We start from the raw sequence: 20,016 nt of genomic DNA, 5'->3' as shown, positions 1-20,016 counted from the left end.
TCAAGACGTTCGGTCGTCACGCAGGCCTCCGGGTTTGGGGGGCGTCGCCTGGGTGCGTGCGAGGATGGCGCGCGTGACCACATCGTCCTCCTCCCCCGTCGCCGAGGGCACGCCCCCGGGCCGCGGCCTGGGGCCCCGTACCGCCGCGGCGCTCGTGTTCGGATCGTCGGCCGCGGTGCTGGTGGTGGAGATCGTCGCCCTGCGACTCCTCGCCCCGTACCTCGGCCTGACCCTCGAAACCAGCACCATGATCATCGGCATCGCCCTCACCGCGATCGCCGCCGGCTCGTGGATGGGCGGACGGATCGCCGACCAGGTCGACCCGCGCCGGCTCATCGGGCCCGCGCTCGGGCTGTCGGGGGCGGTCGTGGCGCTCACCCCGGCCGTACTGCGGACCACCGCGGAGTGGGCGCCGGCGCTGCTCTTCCTGATCGCGTCCCTGACCATCCTCGTGCCGGGCGCGTTGCTCTCGGCGGTGACGCCGTTCGTCACCAAGCTGCGCCTGACCAGCCTGGCCGAGACCGGGACGGTGGTCGGCCGGCTGTCCGGCGTCGGCACCGTCGGCGCCATCGTCGGCACGGTCCTGACCGGCTTCGTCCTCATCTCGCGGCTGCCGGTGAGCGGCATCCTCATCGGCCTGGGGAGCCTGCTGGTGATCGGCTCGGCGCTGGTCGCGTGGCGCACGCGCGGAGGGAAGGCCGGGTGGAAGGGCGCCTCCGCCCTCGCCCTCGTCGTGGTCGCCGGCGCGCTGGCCTCCACGGTCGCGCCCGGTGCCTGCGACACCGAGACCCGCTACCACTGCGCGCGCGTCGTCGCCGATCCCGACCGCGACGGCGGCCGCACGCTCCTCCTGGACGGCGTCCGACACTCCTACGTCGACGTCGAGGACCCCACCACCCTCGAATTCGCCTACGTACGGGCCATCGCCGCGGTGGTCGACGCCGCCTTCCCCAAGGACAGGGCGCTGGCCGCCCACCACCTGGGCGGCGGCGGGCTCACCTACCCCCGTTACCTCGCGGCGACGCGCCCCGGGACGCGCAGCGTGGTGTCCGAGATCGACAGCGGGGTCGTGCGCATCGACCGCGACCGACTGGGGCTGAAGCCCGGGGCCGGCATCGACGTCCGCGTGGAGGACGGCCGGCTCGGCCTGCGACGCCTGGACACCGCCGGCCTCGACCTCGTCGTCGGCGACGCCTTCGGTGGCGTCAGCGTGCCCTGGCACCTCACCACGGCGGAGGCGATGGCCGACGTGCGGCGGGTGCTCTCCGACGACGGCCTGTACGTCGCCAACCTCATCGACCACGGCGAGCTGGCCTTCGCCCGCGCCGAAGCGGCCACCCTCGCCGAGACGTTCGAGCACGTCGCCCTCGTCGGCGCGCCCGTTGACATCGGCCTCGACCCGAGCTCCCGCCCGCGGGGCGGCAACCTGGTGCTGCTCGCCTCCGACCGCCCGCTCGACCCCGCCGCGACCCAGCGGGAGCTGGACGCCCGCGGCTCCGGCTGGCGGATCGCCACCGGCGACACCCTCACCGCCTGGATCGGCGACGGCCGCCCGCTCACCGACGACCACGCCCCGGTCGACCAGCTCCTGACGCCCTACAGCCGCCCGAACGCCCACTGACACACCGCCCGGCGGGCCCGGAGACGGCGACAACCGCCGTACGCGCCCGCCGGGATGGACACGACCGCGGACGGCCCCGACCGCACCGTTTCCGGACACGGAAAAGGCCGCCCTCTCACGGATGAGAGAACGGCCTCCGACGTGCGTGAAGCACAGTCGGGACGACAGGATTTGAACCTGCGACCCCTTGACCCCCAGTCAAGTGCGCTACCAAGCTGCGCCACGTCCCGATGTGCCTGCCACCTGGGGTTTCCCCCTCGCGCCGGGCACATGCAGAACATTACCCCACGTCGAGGGGTGCGCGTGCACGGGTGATCCCCGCAGGCGAGGATGGGCGCGTGGACGGACGGGATCGCGATGGTGAGGGGCGGGCGCGCAGCGCGCGGCCGCGGGACGGGTTGGGGCGGCCGTTGCCGTACGGGGCTGCGGGGGTGGAGCGGCAGCCCGAGGGGGTGGTGCGCTCGCCGGCGGCGACGGTGGAGGAGGCCCAGCGGTTGTTGGACGCCGGGATGCCCTTCCACGCGCACGAGGTGTTCGAGGACGCGTGGAAGTCCCGGCCGCGCGCGGAGGAGGCGCTGTGGCGGGGGCTGGCGCAGCTCGCGGTGGGGTTGACGCACGCCGCGCGGGGCAACCCGATCGGTGGGGCGCGGTTGCTGCGGCGCGGGGCGGCCGGGATCGAGGCCTGGGCGGGCACGGGGGCGGGCGCGGGGGCGGGCGGTGATCCGTACGGCATCGACGTGCGGGGGCTGGTCCTGTGGGCCCGGGAGCTGGCGGTCCGGGTGGAGGGGGGCGCGGCGGTCGATGCCGTACGGGAGGCGCCGGGGCTACGCGGCGGGCTGGAGTAGGTCCCAGCGGTTGCCGTAGAGGTCCTCGAAGACGGCGACGGAGCCGTACGGCTCGTGGCGCGGTTCCTCCAGGAAGCGGACGCCCTCGGCGCTCATGCGGGCGTGGTCGGCGGCGAAGTCGTCGGTGTAGAGGAAGAAGCCGACGCGGCCTCCGGTCTGGTCGCCGACCCGGGGGGTCTGGGCCTCGCCCTTGGCGCGGGCCAGCAGGAGGGCGCTCTCCTTGGCGCCGGGCGGGCGGACGACGACCCAGCGGGAGCCGTCGGGGCGGGCGGTGTCCTCGGCGAGTTCGAAGCCGAGGGCGCGGGTGTAGAAGTCGATGGCCTCGTCGTAGTCGTGGACGAGGAGTGCGGTCAGGGCGAGGTGCGAGGGCATGCCCCTATTGTGCGTCGGCGTGCAGGAGGACGACGTCCAGGGTGCGGGGGCCGTGGACGCCCTCCACCCGGTCGAGTTCGATGTCGCTGGTGGCCGAGGGGCCGGAGATCCAGGTCAGCGGGCGGGTGGGGTCGAGGCGTTCGAGGGCCTGCGGTACGGAGTCCACCAGCCGGTCGGGGACGCGTACGACGCAGACGTGGTGGTCCGGGATCAGGGTGATGCGGCGCCGGCCCTGGTCGGGGCCGCCGTCGAGGACGATCGTGCCGGTCTCGGCGATGGCCAGGGCGCAGCCGGTGACCACGGCGTCGACCCGGTCCAGTTCGCACGGGGTGGACTCCGCCCGGTCGGGGACGGGGGCGGCCCCGGTGGCGGCGAGCCAGTGCGGGGGCAGGGCAGGCGGGACGAGGACGGTGCGGGCGCCCGACAGGAGGCGCGCCAGCAGGAGCGGCAGGCCGGTGTCGTCGACGCGGTGGACCGCGGCCCGGTACTCGGTGAGGTGGGCGGCGAGCAGGTCGGCGCTCTCGGCCGGGGTGCGGGTGCCGTGCACGCGCAGGTAGTCCCGGGGGACCTCGGGCGCGGGGGTGTCGTGCAGGGCCCGGCGGATCCGGGCCAGGATGCGGTCCCTGCCGCTCATCGGGGGTCCTCCTGTCGCCTCGTCGCCCACCAGTCGCGGAAGGAGCGCTCCGGTACGGCGGGCAGGTCGCGGGTGTCGGTCCAGGCCCGGCCGGGGCCCGGCAGTCGGCGGGGGCGCAGGCGGCGGGCGCGGGCCAGGAGCCGCTCGCCGGCGCGCAGCGCGCCCGGGTGGTCGAGGAGGAGGCGGGCGGCGCGCATCGCGGCCCGTTCGGCGGTGTGGCCGTGTGCGGGGCGCAGGCGTACGCGGACGCCGGCGCGGGTCACGGGGCCGCCCTGGGCCACGCGCTCGCGCAGGTGGACGAGGACCTCGGGGATGTCGATGGCGACGGGGCAGACCTCGTAGCAGGCGCCGCAGAGGGTGGAGGCGTAGGGCAGGGTGGCGTCGATGTCGCTCGCGGTGCCGCGGAGTTGGGGGCTCAGGACGGCGCCGATGGGGCCCGGGTAGACGGAGCCGTAGGCGTGGCCGCCGGCGCGTTCGTAGACGGGGCAGACGTTGAGGCAGGCGGAGCAGCGGATGCAGCGCAGGGCCTGTCGGCCGACCCGGTCGGCGAGGGTGTCGGTGCGGCCGTTGTCGAGGAGGACGAGGTGGAAGGCGGAGGGGCCGTCGCCGTCCGCGCCCTTCGACGGTCCGAGCCCGGTCCACATCGTGGTGTACGGGTTCATCCGCTCGGCGGTGGAGGAGCGCGGCAGGGTCTGGAGGAAGACCTCCAGGTCGCGGAAGGTGGGGACGACCTTCTCGATGCCGACGACGGTGATCAGGGTCTCGGGGAGGGTCAGGCACATCCGGCCGTTGCCCTCGGATTCGAGGACGACCATGGTGCCGGTCTCGGCGACCATGAAGTTGGCGCCGGAGACGGCGACCTTGGCGCGCAGGAACTTCTCCCGCAGGTGGAGGCGGGCGGCCTCGGCGAGGGCGGGCGGGCTGTCGTCGAGGTCGGCGGGTGCGGGGCGGCCCCAGGCGCCCATCTCGCGGGTGAAGATCTCGCGGATCTCGGCGCGGTTGCGGTGGATGGCGGGGACCAGGATGTGCGAGGGGCGGTCGTGGCCCAACTGGACGATCAGTTCGGCGAGGTCGGTCTCGTAGGCGGCGATGCCGGCGGCTTCGAGGGCCTCGTTGAGGCCGATCTCCTGGGTGGCCATGGACTTGACCTTGACGACCTCCCGCTCCCCCGTGGCGCGGACCAGGTCGGTGACGATCCGGTTGGCCTCGTCGGCGTCGGCGGCCCAGTGGACGGTGCCGCCGGCGGCGGTGACGGAGGCCTCCAGGCGCAGCAGGTGTTCGTCGAGGCGGGCGAGGGTGGCGTCCTTGACGGCCTTGCCGGCCGCGCGGAGCCGGTCCCAGTCGGAGAGTTCGGTGACGGCGCGGGCGCGCTTGTCGCGGATGGTGTGGGTGGCGTGGCGGAGGTTGGAGCGCAGGACGTCGTCCCGTACGGCCTCGCGGGCCGCCTCCGGGAAGGGAGGGAAGGCCGGTGATCCCGGTCTGGGCGGGAAGCCGGGCATGCCGAGGGGGACCGCGGTCATCGGAGGGGGTCCTCCTCGGTGGAGGCCAGGATCTCGGCGAGGTGCAGGGTGCGCAGCGGGGCGTCGGCGCGGCGCAGGAGGCCGTCGAGGTGGGTGAGGCAGGAGTTGTCGGCGCCGCAGAGGACGTCCGCCCCGGTTTCCAGGGCGTTGCGCAGTTTGTCGGTTCCCATGGCGGTCGACACGTCCGGGTTCTTCAGGGCGAAGGTGCCGCCGAAGCCGCAGCATTCCTCGGCGCCGGGCAGCTCGACCAGGTCCAGCCCCTTGACGGCGGCCAGCAGCCGGCGCGGGCGCTCGCCGAGCCCGAGGGAGCGCAGGCCGTGGCAGGAGGGGTGGTAGGTGACGGTGTGCGGGAAGAAGGCGCCGACGTCGGTGACACCGAGGACGTCGACGAGGAACTCGGTGAGCTCGTACACGCGCGGTACGAGGTCCCGCGCGCTCTCCTCCAGGAGGGTGCCGCGCCCCTCCTCGGCGGCCTTGCGACCGATGCGCGGGTAGTGCTCGCGGATCATCGCGGCGCAGGAGGCGGAGGGGGTGACCACGTGGTCGTGGCCGGCGAAGGCCCCGGCGGTGCGCAGCAGCAGCGGTTCGCTCTCGCGGCGGTAGCCGGTGTTGTACTGGGGCTGGCCGCAGCAGCTCTGGGCGGCGGGGAAGTCCACCTCGACGCCGAGCCGCTCCAGGAGGCGTACGACGGCGATGCCGGTGGCGGGGTACAACGCGTCGTTGACGCAGGTGACGAACAGGGCGACACGCATGATGGGCACAATAGCCGGGTGAAGAAGTTCTCAGTGATCGGCATAGGCGCGGGCGACCCGGAACACCTGACCCTCCAGGCGGTGCGGGCGATCGGCGCGGCGGACGCGTTCCTCATCCTGGAGAAGGGGGAGGAGAAGTCGGACCTGACGGGGCTGCGGCGGGCCATGCTCGACGCACACGCCCGTCCGGGGCACCGGCTGGTGGAGGGCCGCGACCCGGACCGGGACCGCACCCCGGCGGACTACACCCCGACGGTGGACGGCTGGCGCAGCGCGCGGGCCGAGATCTTCGAGCGGTTCATCGCCGAGGACCTGGCGGAGGGCGAGACCGGGGCCTTCCTGGTGTGGGGGGACCCCTCGCTCTACGACTCCACGCTCGCGATCCTCGACGAGGTGCTGGAGCACGGGCGGGTGGCGTTCGAGCACGAGGTGGTGCCGGGGATCAGCAGCGTCTCGGCGCTGCTGGCCCGGCACCGGGTCAACCTGAACCGGGTGGGCCGGCCGGTGCAGATCACCACGGGCCGACGGCTCGCGGAGGGCTGGCCGCAGGACGTGGACGACGTGGTGGTGATGCTGGACGCGCGGCACGCCTTCACGGCCCACCTCGACCAGGACCTGCACATCTACTGGGGCGCCTACGTCGGCACGCCGGACGAGATCCTGGTCTCGGGGAAGCTGGCGGACGTGGCCGGGCGCATCGAGGAGCTGCGGACCGAGGCGCGGGCCCGCAAGGGCTGGATCATGGACACGTACCTGCTGCGACGCCACTGAGGCACGCCGTCCGGCGCGGACGGGGTCGGCTACGGCCGGCCCCGCGCCCGCCCCCGCCCCCGCGCCCGTCAGCCCAGGAACTCGGGCAGGACGGCGACGAGCCGCTCGTACTCCTCGGGCCGGTTGTAGATCTGGCCGCAGATCCGGATGCCGCCGCCGCCCGGCCGGGGCCAGATCAGGACCCGGATCCGGTGGCGGGCGGCGATCTCCTCGCGCAGGGCGACGGCCTGGTCCCGGGTCTCGGCGATCCCCGGCGGCAGCAGCAGGGCGCGCAGGGGCAGGCCCGGGGTGTGCGGCAGGAGTTCGACGCCGGGCAGTCCGGCGAGCAGCTCGGCTCCGTAGGCGGCCAGGGCGCTGTTGTGGGCGCGGACCTTCTCGGCGTCGAGGCGCTCCAGCAGGTCGAGGCCCTCGGGGGCAGCGAGCCAGCCGGTGTAGTCGACGGTCGCGCGGAACTCGACGGCGCGCGGGAAGCCGTGGTGGTCCTCCCAGGACGGGGACTGGGCGCGTACGCGGGTCCGGTGGGAGGGGGCCACGTGCAGCAGGGCGGTGCCGGCGGGGGCGTAGGCCCACTTGTGGAGGTTGCCGAACCAGAAGTCGGCCCCGGGGGCGATCGGCCGGTCGAGCATGCCGGGGGTGTGGGCGCCGTCGACGACGGTCGTCACCCCGCGGGCGGAGAGGTCGGCGATCAGTCGGGGCGTGGCGATCAGTCGGGCGGTGGGCGAGCTGACGTGGTCGAGCAGGGCCACCTTCGTCCGGGGGGTGAGGGCGGCGAGGACGGTCTCGCGGACGGCGTCCTCGTCGGGCAGGCGCGGGTCGAGGGCGACGGTGTTGAGGGGGGCGCGGCGGGCGGCGGCGTCGACGACGGTGCCGTAGCCGTGGTCGGTGACGAGGATCTCGTCACCGTCGGCGAGGGGGATCGCGTCGAGGGCGAGGTTGGCCCCCTCGGTGGCGTTGGTGATGAACGAGAGCCCGTCGGGGTCCGTGTGCAGGTGCGCGGCGACGCGGGTACGGGTGGCGGCCAGCCGGTCGGCGGCGCCGTTGAAGAAGGAGTCGGGGTCGGCGTGGGCCCGGTCGCGCAGGGCTTCCTGGGCCTGCCGGACGGGGAGGGGGACCGCCCCGTAGGAGCCGTGGTTGAGGTGGGCGATGGCGGGGTCCAGCGCGAAGAGGCCGGGACCGCCCGGGAAGACGGGCGGGGCGGGCGGCTGGGTCACGGGGGTACCTCCGGGGACGGTCGGTGACGCACCGGGCGGTGGGTGCGGCATCGGGATCATGCCGGGGGCGGGGCGCGCGCGGAAGGACCACTTCGCACGCATTGGCCTGCGCCTGATCGACGCCTGCGCCTGATCGACGACGGGCCCTAGGGTTTCCGGCCGCTGGTGGCCGCGTAGTACTGGAGGTCTTGGACGTCGGGCGTGCGCTCGACGGGGTAGGGCAGTTCCACCCGCACCTCCTCGGAGCCTTCGCGCGCCAGCCGGGCCGAGCTGGTGCCCGGCGCGAGCGGGAGCAGTCGGGCGTGGACCCCGGCCGGGGTCTCGTGCGCGGCCTTCGCGGCGCCGACGGTGGTGCGGACGGTGCCGGAGGCCGTGAGGAAGCTGAGCACCTCCACGGTGTCCCGGGCGGCGGCGCTGCCCTTGCGCAGGGACATCAGCCGCGTCTGCCCGGGGGCGGTCGGGGCGGCGCCCGTGAACTGGGTGCGGGAGGTGAGGTAGAGGGTGTCGCGGACGATCTCGGGCCAGCTGCCCGTCTTGAAGCGGGTCAGGTAGTAGGAGGTCAGGTCCAGGTACGTCGAGCCGTTGTGCAGGGACGGGGCGATGTGGCTGCCCTCGGAGTAGTCGTTCCAGGTGGTCAGTTGGACCCAGTCGGCGCCGTCCTCGATGGCGTGCGTCCAGGTGGACCGCAGGGTGGCGGTGTTGCCCGCCTCGTCGTAGACGCCCTGGTTGGGGCGGGCGTCCTGGACGGACACCGGCTGCATCCAGATCTTGCCGAGGGCGTGGGCCCGGCGGACGTCCTCGGTGGCGCCCTCCTGGCCGACGTGGCTGCGGCTGCCCCACTCGGAGAACCCGTGGCTGATGGGGGCGAAGGCCGTGCCGTGGGCCGCGAAGTCGAGGAACAGCGGCACGAAGGCGGTGCGCACGCCGTGCCGGGAGGCCAGGCGGTCGAGGACCCGTTCCCACCATCCGACGTCCTTCGCCTCGGCCTTGAAGGGGGAGACGACGAGGCGTCCGTCGCCGAGCCGGTGGGCCGCGGGGGAAGCGGCGAGGGTGGCGAGGGCGTCCGCGAGCACGGCCGGATCGTCCGTGTCCAGGGAGGTCATGTCCGGCATCAGCATGATCTTGAAGCCGGGGTCGACCGCGTGGGCCGCCCGCAGCAGCGCGGTGGAGCGCTCCCAGTTCTTCCCGGAGAGGGACAGCAGGTCGAGGGTGAAACCGTCGAGGCCGGCGGCGCGGGCGGTGCGGACCTCCCGCAGGAGGTTGGCGTACTCCCAGTCGCCCGTCCCGGGCGCCACCGGCGGCGGGCGGTCGCGCAGCAGGCCGCCGTAGCCGAGGTGGCGGCCGTTCTCCCCGGCCGGTCGGAGGTAGTTGCGGGTGTAGTAGTCGACGTCGGCGGCGGCGTTGTCCAGGGAGAGCGGGTACGGGGTGAAGTAGTGGGCGAAGACCAGTTTCCCGGCGGCCGCGCCCGAGCGCAGCGCGGCCGGGGAGGGCAGGTCGAAGGGCAGGGCCGGGGTGGCGGCGTGGCCGGGCGGGCCGTCCGTCGGGGCCGGTCCGGAGGGGGAGGCCGAGGCGGAGGGGGTCGGCGGTGGGGGTTCGGGGGCCGGGGTGGCGGGCGCGGCTCCCGTGGGGGTGGGGGTGCGGGCGCCGGGGGGACCCGTGTCGCGCCCGGCCCTCTCGGGTCGGGACCCCGTCGGGTCGGCGTTCCAGGCGATGCCGGCCGCGGCTCCGATCCCGACGAGGAGGAACGCGGCCAGGAGGAAGGCCAACAGGGCGCGGGGGCCCCGGTGTCGGGGCCTTCGGTGCGAGGCGCGCGCGGCCCGTGCGCCGTCCCGCGCCGCCGGGCGCCGCTGCTGCCGGTCCGCTGTCATCGTGGCCCCTCCGCCGACGTCCGCCCCGCTCCCGGGGTCCAACGGCAGTAGAGCGCATGCCCGACGTCCGGACAACCGTCCCCCGCGGCCCGGGCCGCGCCGCGCGGGCCACGGGCACCGCGGCTGCCCCCCGTCCCCGGGCCTGCCCCGCCCCGCCGCCGGCCCGCCCCCGGTCACGCCCGGCGCGGGTTCACGCGGGCGCCGCGTAACACCGTACGGAGACCACCTGGCGCGGCCCCCACCGCTGCTCGACGGTGTCCAGCAACTCCCAGCCCAGCCGCTCGTACAGGGCCGTCGCCGCGGTGTCGGAGGCGACGACGTCGAGCACCGCGTGCAACGCGCGGCGGCGGGCCTCCTCCACCGCCCGGGCGATCAGCAGGGCGCCGATCCCGTGCCCCCTCGCCGCCGGGGCGACGAACAGCCGGCCGACGACGGCCGTACGGTCGGGCGTCCGCCCGGACCCGGCGCCGCCGCGCGCGCTCCACAGCAGCGGGGCCGCGTCTCCCTCGCCGCAGCGCGACAGACCGACGTGTCCCACCGGGCGGCCGTCGAGTTCGGCCACCCAGGAGCCGAGCACGGGATCGCCGGCCAGCCAAGCGGCGGGATTCTCGGGCCAGTTGACGGGGTAGCCGTCATGGGCGTGGACTTCCGCGAGGAGCCGTGCGCACGTGGCGAGGTCGTCGTCGGTCCTGCGCCGCAGGCTGCGGATCGGCCTCTCGTGGGGCACTCTGGAGCTCTCGATGTTCACCCCCGAAGGAAAACACGGGGCGGCGTCCGGGACCCGGTGACGGAATACGACATTCCCCTGGTGATGCGGTGGAATTGGCGCATAATCGTCGTCACGCGGCTCGAATCATCCCTGTTGCCGCGCCGGTCACGCATGCAATGGGGGGCATCGTGATGATGAGGGACCACCGAACGAGCGGAACACTGCCTGCCACGTCCACCGAGCTGTCCGCCCTGCTCACCGCCGTGCGGCGGGGCCGGGTCCTGACCGTCACCGGCCGGTCCCAGGAGCCGCGCAGCACGCTCGTCCGCGACGTGGCGCGGCGCCTCGCGTCCAACTTCTGCGACGGCACGGCCGTGGTCTCGGTCGGACGGGAGGGCAGCGTCGGGGAGTTGGTGTCCGCGCTGGGCTGCGTACCCGGAATGCCCTTCCTGCCCTGCGGGACCGCGAACGCCGCCTCGTGGCTCGCCGAACGGGACATGCTGCTCGTCCTCGACGACAGCGACCGCTTGAACCCCGTCGCGCTGGACTGGCTGCGCGCGCTGCTCGCCGTCGCCCCCGGCCTGCGCATCCTGGCCGCCGGGCGGCAGCCGCTCGCCGTGGGCCAGGGCCGGGTGCACCACCTCTGAGCGACCGCGCCGACCGGGTCCGCGAACGCGCCGACCGGCCGACCGCGGGCCCGGCCACACGCGTGCCACGGCGCGGCAACGCCACGGCCACAGCGCCGCCACGGCAACGCCACGGCACTGCCATGCGGGGGTCATTGAGTGACGGGGGTCCGGATCCTAGGGTCTGACCTGCGGGTTCGCCGCCGGCCGTCGGATCGGACGGATCGGGTCGTTCGCGAGCCCGGTGCGTACGCCCCTTCCCCGCGCGTAGGAGACTCCCGTGAGCGAGCAACCCCGCACGTCCGGAACGTCCCGCACCACCGCCGTCGGTCGACGCGGATTCCTCACCGGCGCGGCGGCGGTCGCGGCCGCCGCCGCCACTCCGGCCCTGGCCCGCTCGGCCGCGGCCGCGGGCCCCTCCCCGGCCGCCGCACGACCCAACATCCTGTTGATCGTCACCGACGACCACCCGAAGCACACGGACTGGGCCATTTCCCAGACCGTCGACTGGCTCGGCGGCAACGGGGTCACCTTCACCCACGGGCACGCCGCGACCCCGCTGTGCGCGCCGTCGCGCTCGTCGATCCTCACCGGCCGGCACGCGCACCACCACGGCGTGCGCAACAACGCCGCCTCCCGCGGCCTCGACCAGTCCACGACCGTCCAGCGCCGGCTGCGCGACGCCGGCTACCGCACCGGACTGTTCGGCAAGTACCTCAACTCCTGGCCGCTGGCGGACAATCCGCCGCACTTCGAGGAGTGGGCGCTGCTCCAGCCCGCGTTCAACGCGGCCCGCTGGAACATCGACGGCACGGTGCAGGAACTCCCCGGCTACACCACCAACGTCATCAAGAACAGGACGCTGGCCTTCCTCGACAAGTCGACCACCGACACCCGTCCGTGGTTCGCCTACGTCACCCCCTACGCCTCGCACGAGCCGAACGTGCCGGCCCCCAAGTACTCCGACACGCCCGTCCCGCCGTGGAACGGCCGCCCGTCCGTCCCGGAGGCCGACCGCTCGGACAAGCCCCCGTACATCCGCGAGGCGACGTCCACGCTCGCCGACGCCCAGGAGCTGCGGACGCGGCAACTGCGCAGCCTGCGCTCCGTCGACGACGCCGTCCGGGCGATCCGCGACCGGCTCGCGGCGCTGGGCCAGCTGGAGAACACCCTCGTCGTCTTCACCGGGGACAACGGCTACACCTGGGCCGACCACGGCTGGCTGAAGAAGTCGGTGCCCTACTCCCCCGCCCACGAGGTGCCGTTCTACCTGTCCTGGCCGGCCGGCGGCTTCGGCGGCGGCACCACCGACGGGCGGATCGTCGCGAACATCGACATCGCCCCGACCATCCTCGACGCCGCCGGCATCCCCGCGCCCGCGGGGCTGGACGGGCACTCGCTGCTCGGCCCCGCCTCCCGCGACCACCTGCTGGTGCAGTGGTGGAAGCAGGGCGCGGGCGGTACCGGGCCCAGGACCTGGGCCTCGTACGTGGCGAAGGACAAGCAGTACACGGAGTACTACGACCTGCACACGGACGCGACGGGGGCGGTGTCCGGCACCGGCCAGGTGACCTTCCGCGAGTACTACGACCTGGCCGCCGACCCGCACCAGCTGCGGAACCTGCTGTACCAGGCCACGCCGGCCCAGGAGCAGGCCCTCGGGATCCCGGCGCTGGCCGCCCGACTGGCCGCCGACCGGACCGGCTGAGCCCCCGCTCGACCCCGCCGGCCGCCCCGAGGAGAAGACGATGCCGCCGAAGCCCTGCTGCACCCCCGCCCGCGAGCCCGTGTCCGTGTCCGTGTCGGCCGCCACGCCGACGGCCCAGGCGCCCGACGGGCCCGCGGAGGTGGACCAGGCCGTCCGGCGGGCGGTGCGCGACCTCCTGGAGCTTCCGGGCGGCCGGTTCCTGATGGGGACGCAGGACGCGGACGGGTTCGTGGCGGACGGGGAGGGTCCGATCCGGGAAGTGGTGGTCGGGGCGTTCCGTGTCGCCCCGACCACCGTCACCAACGCCCGGTTCGCCTCCTTCGTGAAGGCCACCGGGCACGTCACGGAGGCGGAGTCGTTCGGGTTCAGCTTCGTCTTCGAGGGCTTCCTCGACGACCGGCTCGCCGCCGTCTCCCCGGCGGTGGCCGGCACCCCGTGGTGGCGGGCGGTCTCCGGGGCCGACTGGCGCCGGCCCGAAGGGCCCGGCTCCTCCTTCGCCGACCGGCAGGACCACCCCGTGGTCCACGTGTCCTGGAACGACGCCCGGGCCTACTGCGCCTGGTCGGGGACGCGGCTGCCCACGGAGGCCGAGTGGGAGTACGCGGCCCGCGGCGGGCTGGAACAGCGCCGCTACCCGTGGGGCGACGAACTGCGCCCCGGCGGCCGGTACATGTGCAACATCTGGAACGGGGACTTCCCCACCCACAACAGCCTGGCGGACGGCTACCGGGGCACGGCCCCGGCGAAGTCCTTCCGGCCCAACGGGTACGGGTTGTACAACGCGGTGGGCAACGTGTGGGAGTGGTGCGCCGACCGGTTCGACCCGGCCGGTCCGCAGCGCTCGATGCGCGGCGGCTCGCACATGTGCCACGACTCGTACTGCAACCGCTACCGGGTCGCGGCCCGTACGCGCAACACCCCCGACAGCTCCTCGGGCAACATCGGCTTCCGGGTGGCGGCGGACCCCCTCGCCCGCTGAGCCGTACCCCTGTGCCCGCACGGGCCCGTACGCGGATACGGGTCCGCCCCGGCCGGGCACGAGGCCGGCCGGGGCGGAGCGGGTCGCGCGGGTCCCCGTCGGGACCCGGGCGGGATCAGCCCAGGAGTCGCAGCGCTTCGTTCCACGTCGCGGAGGGACGCATCACGGTCGCGGCCTTGGCCGGGTCGGGCTGGTAGTAGCCGCCGATCTCGGCCGGGGAGCCCTGGACGGCGTTCAGCTCGTCGACGATCTTCTGCTCGGACTCGGCGAGCGTCTTGGCCAGCGGCTCGAAGGCGGCCGCGAGCTTCGGGTCGTCGATCTGGCGGGACAGCTCCTGCGCCCAGTACAGGCCCAGGTAGAAGTGGCTGCCGCGGTTGTCGATGCCGCCGATGCGACGGGTCGGCGACTTGTCCTCGTTGAGGAAGGTGCCGGTCGCGCGGTCCAGGGTGTCGGCCAGCACCTGGGCGCGGGCGTTGCCGGTGGTGGTGGCGAGGTGCTCGAAGCTGGCCGCCAGGGCGAAGAACTCGCCGAGGCTGTCCCAGCGGAGGTAGTTCTCCTTGACGAGCTGCTGCACGTGCTTGGGGGCCGAGCCGCCCGCGCCCGTCTCGAAGAGGCCGCCGCCGGCCATCAGCGGGACGACCGACAGCATCTTGGCGCTGGTGCCCAGCTCCAGGATCGGGAAGAGGTCGGTCAGGTAGTCGCGCAGCACGTTGCCGGTGACGGAGATGGTGTCCTCGCCGCGGCGGATGCGCTCCAGGGAGTACGCCGTGGCCTCGACCGGCGAGAGGATCTCGATGGTCAGACCGTCGGTGTCGTGGTCGGCCAGGTACGTCTTGACCTTGGCGATCAGCTGCTGGTCGTGGGCACGGGTCTCGTCGAGCCAGAACACGGCCGGGGCGCCGGTGGCGCGGGCGCGGGTGACGGCGAGCTTGACCCAGTCCTGGATCGGGAGGTCCTTGGTCTGGCAGGCGCGGAAGATGTCGCCGGCGGCGACCTCCTGCTCCAGCACGACCGCGCCCGAGGCGTCGACGAGGCGGACGGTGCCCGCCGAGGCGATCTCGAAGGTCTTGTCGTGGCTGCCGTACTCCTCGGCCTTCTGCGCCATGAGGCCGACGTTCGGCACCGAGCCCATCGTGGCCGGGTCGAAGGCGCCGTGGGCACGGCAGTCGTCGACGACGACCTGGTAGACGCCGGCGTAGCTGCTGTCCGGGAGGACGGCGAGGGTGTCGGCCTCGGCGCCGTCCGGGCCCCACATGTGGCCGGAGGTGCGGATCATGGCCGGCATGGAGGCGTCGACGATGACGTCCGAGGGGACGTGCAGGTTGGTGATGCCCTTGTCGGAGTCGACCATCGCGAGGGCGGGGCCCTCGGCGATCTCGGCGTCGATCGAGGCCTTGATCGCGTCGCCGTCGGGCAGGGCGCCCAGACCGTTCAGGATGGTGCCGAGGCCGTCGTTGGGGGACAGACCGGCGGCGGCGAGGGTGGCGCCGTAGCGGGCGAAGGTGTTCGGGAGGAACGCGCGGACCACGTGGCCGAAGACGATCGGGTCGGAGACCTTCATCATCGTGGCCTTGAGGTGCACGGAGAACAGGACGTCCTCGGCCTTGGCGCGGGCGATCTGGTCGTTCAGGAAGGTGCGCAGGGCGTCGACGTGCATGACGGACGCGTCCACGACCTCACCGGCGAGGACCGGTACGGACTCGCGGAGCACGGTGGTGGTGCCGTCGGCGTCGACGTGCTCGATGCGCAGCGTGCCGGCCTCGGCGATCACGGTGGACTTCTCGGTGGAGCGGAAGTCGTGCTCGCCCATGGTGGCGACGTTTGTCTTCGACTCGGAGGACCAGGCGCCCATGCGGTGCGGGTGGGCCTTGGCGTAGTTCTTGACCGAGCCGGGCGCGCGGCGGTCGGAGTTGCCCTCGCGCAGGACCGGGTTGACGGCGCTGCCCTTGACCTTGTCGTAGCGGGAGCGGATCTCGCGCTCCTCGTCGGTCTTCGGGTCGTCCGGGTAGTCCGGGAGGGCGTAGCCCTGGCCCTGGAGCTCGGCGATCGCGGCCTTCAGCTGCGGGATCGAGGCCGAGATGTTCGGAAGCTTGATGATGTTGGCTTCCGGGGTCTTCGCCAGTTCGCCCAGCTCGGCGAGGGCGTCGGCGATGCGCTGGCCCTCTTCCAGGTGCTCGGGGAAGCTGGCGATGATCCGACCGGCCAGGGAGATGTCACGGGTCTCGACATTCACACCGGCCGTCGACGCGTAGGCCTGGATCACAGGCAGGAAGGAATACGTCGCGAGGGCCGGGGCCTCGTCAGTGTGCGTGTAGATGATGGTCGAGTCAGTCACCGGATGCTCCGCTCCACAGTCTGCGTCTCTCGTCTGCAACATTGCTCGACATCAAGATATCTCGTGATCGGGCCGCTCTGGACAGCCCCCTGCCGCAAGACGGACGAGACGCGTGTCACCCCGGCGGCGGCGCGACCCGTCCGGGCGTACGGCGGCGACGGCGCCGCCCGCGACCCGGTGGGTCGTGGAGCGGCGCCGTCGTGGGTGGTGCGGCGTGGCGCGGTGCGGCTCAGGCCTGGAGCTGCTTGGGGCTGGGTCCGTAGGCGTTGGGACCGGCGTCGCCCTCGATGGCCATGAGGACGATGATGGCGATCCAGCCGACGAACGGGATGACGCTGACCAGGTACCACCAGCCGGACCTGCCGGTGTCGTGCAGGCGGCGGACGCTGAGCCCCAGCGTCGGGAGGAAGACGGCAAGGTTGTAGATCCAGAAGATGACCGGGTAGCTGCCGAGGGCGAAGTCGACCAGCATCAGGACGACGATGATCGGGATGCTGAAGAGGACGAACATCCAGTACTCCTGGCGGCGCGCCCGGCCGGAGAAGTCCGCGTAGCGCTTGATGACGTCGACGTAGTAGTGCACGAGTCCCCCCTAAGGACGGCATCGATCGGCCCGCTCCACCCGGGAAGGGGCCGGGCCGGACTCATTCCCTGTGGGGGGCACACCCAAGCCGGTTCCGCAGGTCTCGATTTGGCCAACTCGCTTGAATTTCGCGTGAGTTGGGGATAAAGGGACGGCTGGGGGTGGCGGTGCCGGGGATGTCGGTGGTCCTCCGGATCCGGGGAGACGGGAGGGGCCGGCCCGAGGCGGGCCGGCCCGTCCGGGTCAGCCGATGTGGAAGGAGTCCCCGTAGACCTTCCAGTCGAGCGGGGTGTTGAGGTTCAGGTTGCCCTTCTTCAGGAAGACCCGCTGGGCGGTGTCGACCCGGCTGGTGTCGCTGTGGGCCTCCTCCTGCTTCATCGCCCAGACGCGGGCATCGAGGAAGGCGTTCAGCCAGGTCGTCTCGTTGCCGCCCTGGGCCGGGGGCTTGGCCTTGGTCAGGGCGCGCTTGCGGATGTTGCGGAAGCTGGTGGAGTCGGTGCCGTCGCCGTGCATCACGATGGCGTCGTAGTAGATGAACTGGCCGAGGGTGCCGACGCCGTCGGACTTGCCCTGCTTGACGGACGGGTCGAAGTAGACCCGGTCGCGCTCGTGGTCCTGGGCCTTCTTGAACACGCTGTCCTGGGCGGCCTTGGCCCAGTCCTTGGTGAAGTTCGGGTCGAGTCCGGCGTGCGAGTCGCTGCCGTCGACCTTGCGCAGGGCGGGCAGGTACTTGGCGAGCACGTTGCCCGGCTTGACCTGGGTGTAGTACTCGACGAGGTCGAGCATGTCGCCGGTGCCGGAGCAGAAGCCGATGATGCCGGCGGTGTAGCCGCGACCGTCGCCTATGTCCTCGATGTACTTGTACTGGGCCTTCCAGTCCAGCGAGGAGTTCTCGGCGCTGGAGACGATCTGCATGGCGATGTCCTTCTTCGCCGGATCGTCGAGGCCGGTCGCCGCCGCGGCGGCGACGCGGGGGCCGGCCTCGGCCCGGGGGGCGTCGGTCGCGTGCGCGGCGACGGGCGCGGCGAGCAGGGCGGCCGTGAGCACGGCGCCGATCGTCAGGGACTTGCGGTGAGGGGTGAACACGGGGCCTCCATGCGGTGGTTGGGCGTTCCCGATTCCGTTAGGAAACTTTCCTACCAGACATCGGGAGACGCGAACACCCCACGCACCACGCGCTCATCGCTCCCGTCGACGTTTTTCGGCCATGCCCGACCCCCCGAGTCGGGGGGGGCGGGGGCCGGGGGGCCGGAGGCGGGCCCCGAGGTTCGTCAGAGCCAGCCGTTGCGGCGGAAGCCCCGGTGGATGAGGAAACAGGCGACGGCCATGACGCCGAGGACGGTGGGGTAGCCGTAGGTCCAGCGCAGTTCGGGCATGTGGTCGAAGTTCATGCCGTAGACCCCGCAGACCATGGTGGGGACGGCGACGATGGCCGCCCAGGCCGTGATCTTGCGCATGTCCTCGTTCTGGGCCACCGTCACCTGCGCCAGGTGGGCCTGGAGGATCGAGTCGAGGAGGGTGTCGTAGGCGGAGATCTGCTCGGTGGCGCGGGTCAGGTGGTCGGCCACGTCCCGGAAGTAGGCGCGGACCTCCGGCGGAACGACCGGTATCGGCTGCGTCGCCAGGTGCTGCAACGGCCGGTCGAGCGGGGCCACCGCCCTGCGCAGCTCCAGCAGCTCCCGCTTGAGCTGGTAGATGCGACCGGCGTCACCCCGGCCGCCGTGCTCGCTGAACACGGCGGTCTCCACGGCGTCGAGGTCGCTCTGCACGGCGTCCGTGACGGCCACGTAGTCGTCGACGACGTGGTCCGCCATCGCGTGCAGGACGGCGGCCGGACCCTGCGCCAACTGCGCCGGCTCGGCCTCCAGGGCCTCGCGGACGGGGCCGAGGGTGCCGCGTCCGCCGTGCCGGATGGTGATCACGAAGTCCTCGCCGACGAAGGCCATCAGCTCGCCGGTCTCCACGACCTCGCTGGTCGCCGTCAGCTCCTCGTGCTCGACGTAGCGGACGGTCTTGAAGACGGCGAAGAGGGTCTCGTCGTAGCGCTCGACCTTGGGACGCTGGTGGGCGTTGACCGCGTCCTCGACGGCCAGCGGGTGCAGCCCGAACAGCGCGGCGAGGCCGGCCAGTTCCGTCTGGGAGGGCTCGTGCAGACCGATCCAGACGAAGCCCTCGCCCGCCTTGCGCACCCGGTGGAGGGCCTCCTCCACCTCCGTGCACCCGTCCTGGCGGGCGCCGTCCACGTACACGACGCAGTTGACGACGGCGCTGCCGAGCGGGGAGCGGGCCGGGTGGCTGAGGTCGACGGCCCGCCGGTAGCCGCGGCGCACGGCGCGGCGCAGGTTGCTGAACATGGACACGGACGTACTCCCCTTCGGCGGATCAGCGGCCAGTCTGCCACCGTCGCACCCCCGCCCCGGCCACGGTCGGGAAGGGTCGGGGCGCGTTCCGGTCCCGGCGCCGCCCTCGGCGTTCCGGTCCGGCGCCGCCCTCAGCGTCCCGTCGGCGGCGCGGACCGGGGCGGGCCGGCGTCCGGTCGGGCGGGGGGCACGGGGCGCAGCTCCTCCAGCGCGACCTCGGCGACCACGCGGGCCACCGTCGCCAGGGCGGGCGAGTCCAGCTTCCACTGCTGCCAGTACAGCGGTACGTCCAGGGGGCGCCCCGACGCCAGCTCCACCAGCGCCCCGGACCGCAGCAGCGGCTCGGCCTGCGGTTCGGGCACCAGCCCCCACCCCAGCCCGGCCACCACCGCGTCCCGGAACCCCTCCGAGGTCGGCACGAGGTGACGGACGGAGCCGGCCCCGGCGGCGCCGCCGGACAGCATCCGTACGTAGGCGTCCTGGAGCTCGTCGCGCCGGTCGAAGACGATCACCGGCGCCTCCCACAGCCGCCGCGCCTCCGATCGCGCGCCCCCCGGCAGCCGACGGGCGACGAAGGCCGGGCTCGCCACCGGCAGGTAGCGCGCCAGCCCCAGGGCCCGCACCGAGCACCCCGCCACCGGATCGGGCGAGGAGGTGACGGCGGCCATGACCTGCCCCTCGCGCAGCAGCGCCGTCGTGTGGCCCTCGTCCTCGCGGTGCAGTTCGAAGCAGATCGGCGGTTCCTGCGGCACCCGGGTCAGCGCGGGCAGGAACCAGGTGGCGAGGGAGTCCGCGTTGACCGCCAGGGGCAGGCGGACCGGGCCCAGGTCGTCGGCCATGCCCAACTCGGCCCGCGCGTCGCGTTCCAGCCGGGCGAGCTGGCGCGCGAAGCGGATCACCACCTCTCCCGATTCGGTGGGGCGCACCGGCTTGGAGCGCATCAGCAGGACCCGCCCGGTGCGCTGCTCCAACGCCTTGACGCGTTGGCTCACGGCGGAGGGGGTGACGTGCAGGAGCGCGGCGGCGGCGTCGAAGGTGCCCTCGTCGACGACCGCGAGCAGGGTCCGGACCTGGTCCAGGGGAAGGTCTTCCATCACGAGCGCTAATGCTACGTAAAAATCT

The 20,016-nt window shown here is 73.5% G+C and carries 18 protein-coding genes and 1 tRNA gene; 6 read left to right on the top strand and 13 right to left on the bottom strand.

Annotated features, from left to right (window positions below):
• The first annotated feature begins 73 nt into the window (after nucleotides 1-73).
• On the top strand, nucleotides 74-1,621 hold the full coding sequence (locus tag AB0D01_RS11720; protein ID WP_363054938.1) for a fused MFS/spermidine synthase: 1,548 nt from the start codon (nucleotides 74-76) through the stop codon (nucleotides 1,619-1,621).
• Between the two features lie 156 nt (nucleotides 1,622-1,777).
• Here the strand turns inward: AB0D01_RS11720 and AB0D01_RS11715 are convergent.
• Nucleotides 1,778-1,851, bottom strand: a tRNA-Pro gene (locus tag AB0D01_RS11715).
• Nucleotides 1,852-1,959: 108 nt separating this feature from the next.
• Between AB0D01_RS11715 and AB0D01_RS11710 the strand changes: the two genes are divergently transcribed.
• The gene (locus tag AB0D01_RS11710; RefSeq protein ID WP_363054937.1) at nucleotides 1,960-2,466 is read left to right on the top strand and encodes a DUF309 domain-containing protein; all 507 of its coding nucleotides are present in this window, start codon (nucleotides 1,960-1,962) and stop codon (nucleotides 2,464-2,466) included.
• Here AB0D01_RS11710 and AB0D01_RS11705 read toward each other — a convergent pair.
• Genes AB0D01_RS11705 through AB0D01_RS11690 form a run of 4 tightly spaced genes read right to left on the bottom strand, consistent with a single transcriptional unit; the run spans nucleotide 2,446 to nucleotide 5,744 of the window.
• Nucleotides 2,446-2,838: a VOC family protein gene (locus AB0D01_RS11705; RefSeq protein WP_363054936.1), complete on the bottom strand. Its 393-nt coding sequence runs from the start codon at nucleotides 2,836-2,838 to the stop codon at nucleotides 2,446-2,448. The two genes, AB0D01_RS11710 and AB0D01_RS11705, sit on opposite strands and share 21 nt — an antisense overlap.
• A gap of 4 nt (nucleotides 2,839-2,842) precedes the next feature.
• On the bottom strand, nucleotides 2,843-3,472 hold the full coding sequence (locus AB0D01_RS11700) for an LUD domain-containing protein (protein ID WP_363054935.1): 630 nt from the start codon (nucleotides 3,470-3,472) through the stop codon (nucleotides 2,843-2,845).
• Nucleotides 3,469-4,971 (bottom strand): lactate utilization protein B, encoded by a 1,503-nt coding sequence (locus AB0D01_RS11695; protein WP_363054970.1) that lies wholly within the window; start codon nucleotides 4,969-4,971, stop codon nucleotides 3,469-3,471. The genes AB0D01_RS11700 and AB0D01_RS11695 overlap by 4 nt, the downstream gene beginning before the upstream one ends.
• Before the next feature lie 17 nt (nucleotides 4,972-4,988).
• Nucleotides 4,989-5,744 (bottom strand): (Fe-S)-binding protein, encoded by a 756-nt coding sequence (locus tag AB0D01_RS11690; protein WP_363054934.1) that lies wholly within the window; start codon nucleotides 5,742-5,744, stop codon nucleotides 4,989-4,991.
• Nucleotides 5,745-5,762: 18 nt separating this feature from the next.
• On the opposite strand from AB0D01_RS11690, the gene cobF reads away from it, so the two are divergent.
• Nucleotides 5,763-6,515, top strand: coding sequence for a precorrin-6A synthase (deacetylating) (cobF, locus tag AB0D01_RS11685; protein ID WP_363054933.1), 753 nt, complete (start codon nucleotides 5,763-5,765; stop codon nucleotides 6,513-6,515).
• 68 nt (nucleotides 6,516-6,583) lie between these two features.
• Here cobF and AB0D01_RS11680 read toward each other — a convergent pair whose 3' ends face one another.
• The 3 genes from AB0D01_RS11680 to AB0D01_RS11670 form a co-directional block, all read right to left on the bottom strand.
• Nucleotides 6,584-7,726 carry an aminotransferase class V-fold PLP-dependent enzyme gene (locus tag AB0D01_RS11680; protein WP_363054932.1) on the bottom strand — a complete coding sequence of 381 codons (1,143 nt, stop codon included), beginning with the start codon at nucleotides 7,724-7,726 and terminating at the stop codon, nucleotides 6,584-6,586.
• Nucleotides 7,727-7,872: 146 nt separating this feature from the next.
• Complete coding sequence (locus AB0D01_RS11675) at nucleotides 7,873-9,594, bottom strand: glycoside hydrolase family 71 protein (protein WP_363054931.1); 1,722 nt, start codon at nucleotides 9,592-9,594, stop codon at nucleotides 7,873-7,875.
• A gap of 190 nt (nucleotides 9,595-9,784) precedes the next feature.
• Nucleotides 9,785-10,342, bottom strand: a complete 558-nt coding sequence (locus AB0D01_RS11670) for a GNAT family N-acetyltransferase (protein WP_363054930.1) — start codon at nucleotides 10,340-10,342, stop codon at nucleotides 9,785-9,787.
• A gap of 149 nt (nucleotides 10,343-10,491) precedes the next feature.
• Between AB0D01_RS11670 and AB0D01_RS11665 the strand changes: the two genes are divergently transcribed.
• The 3 genes from AB0D01_RS11665 to AB0D01_RS11655 all read left to right on the top strand — a co-directional run bounded on the left by AB0D01_RS11665 (nucleotide 10,492) and on the right by AB0D01_RS11655 (nucleotide 13,616).
• Nucleotides 10,492-10,950, top strand: a complete 459-nt coding sequence (locus tag AB0D01_RS11665; RefSeq protein WP_363054929.1) for a hypothetical protein — start codon at nucleotides 10,492-10,494, stop codon at nucleotides 10,948-10,950.
• Nucleotides 10,951-11,209: 259 nt separating this feature from the next.
• Nucleotides 11,210-12,637 (top strand): sulfatase, encoded by a 1,428-nt coding sequence (locus AB0D01_RS11660; RefSeq protein ID WP_363054928.1) that lies wholly within the window; start codon nucleotides 11,210-11,212, stop codon nucleotides 12,635-12,637.
• A 40-nt stretch (nucleotides 12,638-12,677) separates the two neighbouring features.
• Complete coding sequence (locus AB0D01_RS11655; protein WP_363054927.1) at nucleotides 12,678-13,616, top strand: formylglycine-generating enzyme family protein; 939 nt, start codon at nucleotides 12,678-12,680, stop codon at nucleotides 13,614-13,616.
• Nucleotides 13,617-13,731: 115 nt separating this feature from the next.
• On the opposite strand, the gene AB0D01_RS11650 is transcribed toward AB0D01_RS11655, so the two are convergent.
• From AB0D01_RS11650 to AB0D01_RS11630, 5 genes are all read right to left on the bottom strand, one after another.
• Nucleotides 13,732-15,951: an NADP-dependent isocitrate dehydrogenase gene (locus tag AB0D01_RS11650; protein WP_363054926.1), complete on the bottom strand. Its 2,220-nt coding sequence runs from the start codon at nucleotides 15,949-15,951 to the stop codon at nucleotides 13,732-13,734.
• Between the two features lie 229 nt (nucleotides 15,952-16,180).
• Nucleotides 16,181-16,534: a DUF805 domain-containing protein gene (locus AB0D01_RS11645; RefSeq protein WP_363054925.1), complete on the bottom strand. Its 354-nt coding sequence runs from the start codon at nucleotides 16,532-16,534 to the stop codon at nucleotides 16,181-16,183.
• Nucleotides 16,535-16,777: 243 nt separating this feature from the next.
• On the bottom strand, nucleotides 16,778-17,620 hold the full coding sequence (locus AB0D01_RS11640; RefSeq protein WP_363054924.1) for a chitosanase: 843 nt from the start codon (nucleotides 17,618-17,620) through the stop codon (nucleotides 16,778-16,780).
• A gap of 185 nt (nucleotides 17,621-17,805) precedes the next feature.
• The gene (gene corA, locus AB0D01_RS11635; RefSeq protein WP_363054969.1) at nucleotides 17,806-18,888 is read right to left on the bottom strand and encodes a magnesium/cobalt transporter CorA; all 1,083 of its coding nucleotides are present in this window, start codon (nucleotides 18,886-18,888) and stop codon (nucleotides 17,806-17,808) included.
• 137 nt (nucleotides 18,889-19,025) lie between these two features.
• Entirely contained in the window at nucleotides 19,026-19,988 is a 963-nt protein-coding gene (locus tag AB0D01_RS11630) for a LysR family transcriptional regulator ArgP (protein WP_363054968.1), read from the bottom strand.
• Nucleotides 19,989-20,016 lie beyond the last annotated feature (28 nt).

It is taken from the genome of Streptomyces sp. NPDC048606, from assembly GCF_040650855.1.
GTDB lineage: Bacteria > Actinomycetota > Actinomycetes > Streptomycetales > Streptomycetaceae > Streptomyces.
This window is presented reverse-complemented; position numbering and strand designations above follow the sequence as displayed.

Coding starts and splice junctions, on each gene's coding strand:
- AB0D01_RS11630 (WP_363054968.1), bottom strand. CDS start 19,988: ATGGAAGACCTTCCCCTGGACCAGGTCCGGACCCTGCTCGCGGTCGTC.
- AB0D01_RS11675 (WP_363054931.1), bottom strand. CDS start 9,594: ATGACAGCGGACCGGCAGCAGCGGCGCCCGGCGGCGCGGGACGGCGCA.
- AB0D01_RS11700 (WP_363054935.1), bottom strand. CDS start 3,472: ATGAGCGGCAGGGACCGCATCCTGGCCCGGATCCGCCGGGCCCTGCAC.
- AB0D01_RS11705 (WP_363054936.1), bottom strand. CDS start 2,838: ATGCCCTCGCACCTCGCCCTGACCGCACTCCTCGTCCACGACTACGAC.
- corA (WP_363054969.1), bottom strand. CDS start 18,888: ATGTTCAGCAACCTGCGCCGCGCCGTGCGCCGCGGCTACCGGCGGGCC.
- AB0D01_RS11655 (WP_363054927.1), top strand. CDS start 12,678: ATGCCGCCGAAGCCCTGCTGCACCCCCGCCCGCGAGCCCGTGTCCGTG.
- AB0D01_RS11690 (WP_363054934.1), bottom strand. CDS start 5,744: ATGCGTGTCGCCCTGTTCGTCACCTGCGTCAACGACGCGTTGTACCCC.
- AB0D01_RS11695 (WP_363054970.1), bottom strand. CDS start 4,971: ATGCCCGGCTTCCCGCCCAGACCGGGATCACCGGCCTTCCCTCCCTTC.